The sequence below is a fragment of the Microcystis sp. M53603_WE2 genome (genome assembly GCF_030065435.1).
In genome coordinates this window covers 1-5,580 of record NZ_JASJFF010001034.1, presented here as the reverse complement: position 1 = coordinate 5,580, position 5,580 = coordinate 1, and the positions used below count along the sequence as shown (strand labels likewise).

4 protein-coding genes are annotated in these 5,580 nt (G+C 42.2%); 2 read left to right on the top strand and 2 right to left on the bottom strand.

All coding sequences use genetic code 11. From position 1 onward, the window contains the following. Positions 1-376: 376 nt before the first annotated feature. A complete protein-coding gene (locus PX481_RS21820; protein WP_288025289.1) occupies positions 377-532 on the top strand; it encodes a hypothetical protein in 156 nt (51 codons plus the stop codon). Here the strand turns inward: PX481_RS21820 and PX481_RS21815 are convergent. Both PX481_RS21815 and PX481_RS21810 read right to left on the bottom strand, forming a co-directional pair. Beyond that, positions 508-3,612 carry an efflux RND transporter permease subunit gene (locus PX481_RS21815; RefSeq protein WP_288095943.1) on the bottom strand — a complete coding sequence of 1,035 codons (3,105 nt, stop codon included), beginning with the start codon at positions 3,610-3,612 and terminating at the stop codon, positions 508-510. The genes PX481_RS21820 and PX481_RS21815 overlap by 25 nt on opposite strands. A 62-nt stretch (positions 3,613-3,674) precedes the next feature. After that, positions 3,675-4,352 carry a C40 family peptidase gene (locus tag PX481_RS21810; RefSeq protein ID WP_002758470.1) on the bottom strand — a complete coding sequence of 226 codons (678 nt, stop codon included), beginning with the start codon at positions 4,350-4,352 and terminating at the stop codon, positions 3,675-3,677. A gap of 770 nt (positions 4,353-5,122) precedes the next feature. On the opposite strand from PX481_RS21810, the gene PX481_RS21805 reads away from it, so the two are divergent. After that, a partial coding sequence (locus tag PX481_RS21805) for an LCP family glycopolymer transferase (RefSeq protein WP_502888626.1) occupies positions 5,123-5,580 on the top strand: 458 nt, incomplete at its 3' end.

The following is a 5,580-nucleotide window of genomic DNA, read 5'->3' as shown; positions in this document are numbered from 1 at the left end:
GGTTTCAACCGTTGCTGCCCAAAAAAGCACAAAATAACCCACTATGAAATTCTATCAAATCGCTGTTACCATTGGAACATCGTCGTTAAATAAAAATCTTTCTCAATTAATTCTTAAGAATTTATAAATATTGCGGAATGTTAATTTAAATATTCTCAAGCTTGTGGAGCCAATAAATAATTTTTGCTTATCTTTAGCCAACATTGGGTTAGGAGTCAGGAGTCAGGAGTCAGGAGTCAGGAGTCCGGAGATAGGAGTCCAGAGATAGGAGATAGGAGATAGGAGATAGGAGTCAGGAGACTTTTTTATTTATTCTCCCCACTTCCTCACTTCCCCACACCCTCTTTCAAGTCAGGAGTCGGGAGATTATTTTTATTTGTTCTCCCCACACCCTACACCCTACACCCTACACCCCACACCCCACACCCTACACCCTACACCCCACACCCTACACCCCACACCCCACACCCCACACCCCACTTCCCCACTTCCCACTGTGCAGGGGGATTATTTTCTAGAGAATAAAACGTAAAAACAGGGAATAATAAACAGAGTTAACAGAGTTGCTAAAGACAAACCCGAAAAAACGACAATTCCTAAAGGTTGCAGGAATTGTCCCCCCTCTCCTAATCCTAAAGCGAGGGGAAATAAACCTAAAACCGTGGTCACGGTAGTCATTAAAATCGGTCGTAAACGTTGGGGAGCGGCCTTTAAAATAGCTTGTAGTCGAGTAAAACCGAATTCTTGCCGCAATTGATTCGCCAATTCCACCATAATAATCCCGTTATTAACCACAATGCCCACCAATAAAACCACCCCGACGATGACAATGGCATTAATCGGGGTTTTGGTCAAATATAGTCCGAAAATTCCCCCCGCTAGGGCCAAAGGAACGGTTAACATAATCACCAAAGGGTCTATGAGTGAGTTATACTGCACTGCCATGACCACAAAGACTAAAAATACCGATAAACCCGCTAATAAACCCAAAGAACCCTGAATTTCTTGATTAGAAGTGGCGGCAGCACTGGGTAAAATGCTGATACCATCCGGTAAGGGAGTGGAATTTAAAACCGATTGTACTCCCGCGAGTGCGTCACTTAATTTCGCCCCTTCGACTAAACTGCCGATAATAATAAAAACTTGACGCTGATTGATTCTCTGGATGACTCCGGGGGTTTTTCCCGCTTCAATCCGGGCTATATCTGCTAATTTTAAGTCTTCTTGTCTATTGACAAAAATAGGTATTTGTGAGATATCACTAATTTTTTGCCGCGAGTTGGGGTCCAATTGCACCCGGATATCGATTAATCTTTCTCCCCGTTGCAGTTGGGTGGGGATCGATCCTTGAATAGCGGTCCGTAGCGTTTGTCCCACTTCCAGGGTACTCAATCCCAAACTATTTAAGCGGGTCCAATCGGGTTTAATCTGAATTTCCGGTTGTCTGGGGTCAGCATCGGCACGAAAACGCGCACTAGGGACTTTTTCATCGAGAATACTGAGGATTTCTTCACCAGCTTGCTCTAAAGTTTTCCCATCGCGTCCCTGTAACATCACATCCACATCGGCACCAACGGAGGGAGAGTTATTAAGAATAATACCGCGCACTTGACCGGGGGTGAGACGCAAACGCACGTTAACGAGGTTTAATTGCTCTAGTGCTTTGCTCATGCGTTCGATATATGCTTCTGTATTAGTGCCTTGTTTGAGATTAATCGTACTAGAAGCGCGCAAAATATTTTCATTGGTAGTTGTGCCAAAAAGAGAACCGCCACTGGTAGTAAAAACATACTCAGTTTCCGGTTGTGATAATAAAATCTTTTCTACTTCCCGCATCACCTGACGGTTAGTATTTAAATTGGTACCCGGGGGAAATTGAGCAAAAACGTTCACCTGTCCGGTTTGAATACGACTAAAGACTTCCTGGGGGATATATTGCCAGAGATAGAAACTACTTCCCCCTAAAATTAAAAAGGCCAGCAGGATAACAGGTATTCTGTAGTGGATGATTTTAGCTAAAAAACGACCGTAGAGGATGGTTAAACCTTCTAGACGTTGACTAAAGACTTTTAAGAGCCAAAACCGATGGATACCACGGTCAACCCCCATATTTAACAAACGACTGGCCAACATGGGAACAACAGTTAACGCACACAACAGAGAAGCAGCCACAGCAAAACTGATAGTGAGGATAATCTCGTTAAACAGCAGAGAGATAAAACCACCCAGTAATAAAAATGGCAGGATAGAGACGAGATTAGTCGCAGTGGAGGCCACTAAAGCAGATTCTACCTCTTGGCTGCTATTCCGGGCAATTTCTAAAAAATCTCGCTTATTTTGGTTTTGATTAACTTTGAGGGCAATATTTTCCAGCATGACAATGGAATTATCCACCACGATACCCACCCCTAGGGCCAATCCTCCCAAACTAAACACATTTATCGATAACCCGAATAACTTCATACAGATAATTGCGACGAGGGTAGAAAGAGGAATCGCTAGGGTAATGATAAAAGTCTGTCGCAGGGAACCGAGAAAGACGAATACAGTCAGTCCTGCTAGAATTGTCCCCGCTAGTCCCGAGGAAACCACGTTATTAACCGCGTTTTGGATAAATACAGACTCATCAGTAGTGGTGACGACTTGTATTCCCCCGGTCATTAACCCGGATTTTTTTAATTCTGTAATGCGTTTTTTGACCCCTTCTACCACAGCAATCGTGTTCGCATTCGGTTGTTTTTGGACGCTAACCCTCACGGCATTTTTTCCATTTAGGGTGACAAAAATTCTTTGTTCTTCTGTCCCATCGATAACTCTGGCCACATCCCGCAGATAGATTTTTTCTTCGGGATTATTACTATCGGTCAGCGCTAAATCTTGGATATCCGCTACGTTTTTAAATTTCCCCACCGCACGGGTTAAAGGTTCCCCGGTTTCTCCCTGTAGTCGGCCCCCAGAGATGTCCTGATTGCGTCTTTTTAGGGTGTCTAAAACCTGATTTAATCCCACTCCTAAAGATTGTAATCGCTGCAGGTCAATATTAACTTGAATTTCTTCTCTAACTCCCCCAATCACGTCCACCACTGCCACTCCTTCCACAAATCCTAATTCTCTCCCTAATTCTTCATCGGCAAATAATCTTAAATCTTTTAGGGGTAGGGTATCAGAAACGAGAGCGAATTCATAGACGGGTAAACGAGAGGGTTCAAATTTGTTTAAGCGCGGTTCCTCAATAATATCGGGTAAATTTTGTCGGACACGATTAAAACTTTCGGTAGCTTCATTTAAAGCAACATTTAAATCTCCCCCCGGTTGAAAAAATAAATCTACTCGCATCCTTCCCTCGCGAGTTTCTGAATAAACTTGCACTACTCCCTCGGTGGCACTCATTCCTTCTTCTAGGGGTTTAGTTACTTCTTCGAGAATGACTTCCGGGGAAACTCCGGGTACATTCATCCTTAAACTAATGCGGGGATAAGTGATAGAAGGAAGCAAGTCCACTTCTAAACGATTTAGAAAAAAAAGACCGATGATGATAACTGCTATAGTTAACATCAATACTCCTATGTGACGACGAATTGACAGACCGCTTAGGGAGATGTTTTCTGACATGATTACCTATGGGGGAGAGTAAGGAGTGAACAGTGAACAGTAAACCCATAACTGATAACTGATTAATTGTGCATAACTCGACCGAAACTCCATAATTTTTGATAATAATGACGACTAACGCTATCCCTATCATCAGTAAGTAGATTTATAGCGATACCATTGTTACCTGTTTCTTTTCCTGAACTGTGGATATATTGATTATTACCTAGATATAAAGCCACATGATTAACTCTTTTATCACCAAAGAAAATTAAATCTCCTGGGAGTAATTCCTCTCGGTTTATTTTTTGACAAAAAGCCTCCTGTTGATAGGAATCCCTCGGCAACCAAATACCAAAAGTGGCAAAAGCAGCCTGGATTAATCCTGAACAATCGTAATTAGGTGCAAGGGTTCCACCCCAGAGATAATGATTGGTACGGTTCCTTGCTTCCTGAGTAAAAGTGATAATCTCAGGAATATGTTTTTCTATGTCGGAACGAGTTAGAGGAATTTTTTGATAAGCTGTGGTGGCCACCGCAATTGCATCTAAATCTTCTCCGCATAACCAAGCTAAATAATTATCTTCTCTTAGCTGAATTTGTAGCCCTTTTTCGGTAATTTCTAGGGAAATAAATTTTAATTGTCTTCCCTGTTGTGCTTGGGTCGCTAACTCTTGACAACTGGGAGAATTGTAGAGATTTAAGTCTCTTATACAGAGATATTCCTGGTTGAATGATGGGGTAAGAGAGATGATTTTCATAAAAAATAGCTCAGAATTTATTGACAGAAAAAACTGCATTACTAGCCAAAAGCAAAGGGATAACAACGAGGAGAATAACCTTAGTTCGTTCTGTCATCTTCAAGTTTCCACCTCTCTTAATTCGGCTCTCTTATTCTTTGTGTGAGCAGTTTAACTTACTATAGAAGCGATCAATCTTTCTTTGTGTCCTCTGTGTCTCTGTGGTTCCTTCCACTCGCTCGCCAGCAGGACTGTATCTTAGAATACATTTTACCCACCAAACCTAAGAGAGCCTTAATTCTTGGCCATAAAGATAATCTATAACCGAACTGAATCCCTGAAAAATTATTAAACCTATGGCATAATTAACCTTTCAGGGTTCAAAAACTGCAAAAATAAGGATTAAATGGCATACAATCGGTGAATAGAGCATTTAATCGTTTATTATTCGTTTTTAATTCTCCTGACTACTGGCTACTGGCCACCAACTCCTAACCCTAACAACAATTTTTGATTTTTACAACAGGTCTAGGATAGCCATTTCCTTAACAATATGTTACAATAGCCGGCGAGAGGGGAGTGGCCAATATCTGGAACTTTTGGGCTAGAGATAGATTCTATCGATCAACAGTCACCTCCTGGGTGGGTGGAATTAAATATAAGATGAACGTAGGTTGGGTTGAAGTATGAAACCCAACGCCCGCATGGGTTACGCTACCGCTAACCCATCCTACAAATAATTGTTCCTCCCTACTTAAAGTAAGCTTTTAATCAGATGTTGAGGTTAGTCCATGGCCAATGTTTCGGGGCGGTTTCAAAAGCAAGAATACAGCCAAAACTCAGAAAATACCGTCGCGGTGGTCAGTTCAGTCATGTCCGGTTTAAAAAAAGCATCTCCCCTACAAAAGGGCTTATTTTGGGGAATAACCCTCAGTTTTACCGCCCTAGTTTCCGCCACTGTTGGGGCTGCCGTCGCTTTAATTAGTCCCTTACCCGCACCAATTGGGGCTATCTTCCAAAAAACATCTTTTCCCACCCAAACAGACATCCTTGAGGATCAAGCTTGGAATAGCTTAATCAATCAGCAGCTTTCTCGTCCTGTTAATATTTTAGTTATGGGCATCGATCGAGTTTTAGATGCCAAAAACAGCGACGATGTATTTAAAGGTCGCAGCGATACCATGCTCCTAGTGCGCTTCGATCCTAGCGATAAAACCGTGAGAATGTTGTCTATCCCTCGCGATAGCCG

Excerpts from the sequence above, each read along its gene's own strand:
- PX481_RS21815 (WP_288095943.1), bottom strand. The coding sequence starts at position 3,612 with ATGTCAGAAAACATCTCCCTAAGCGGTCTGTCAATTCGTCGTCACATA.
- PX481_RS21810 (WP_002758470.1), bottom strand. The coding sequence starts at position 4,352 with ATGAAAATCATCTCTCTTACCCCATCATTCAACCAGGAATATCTCTGT.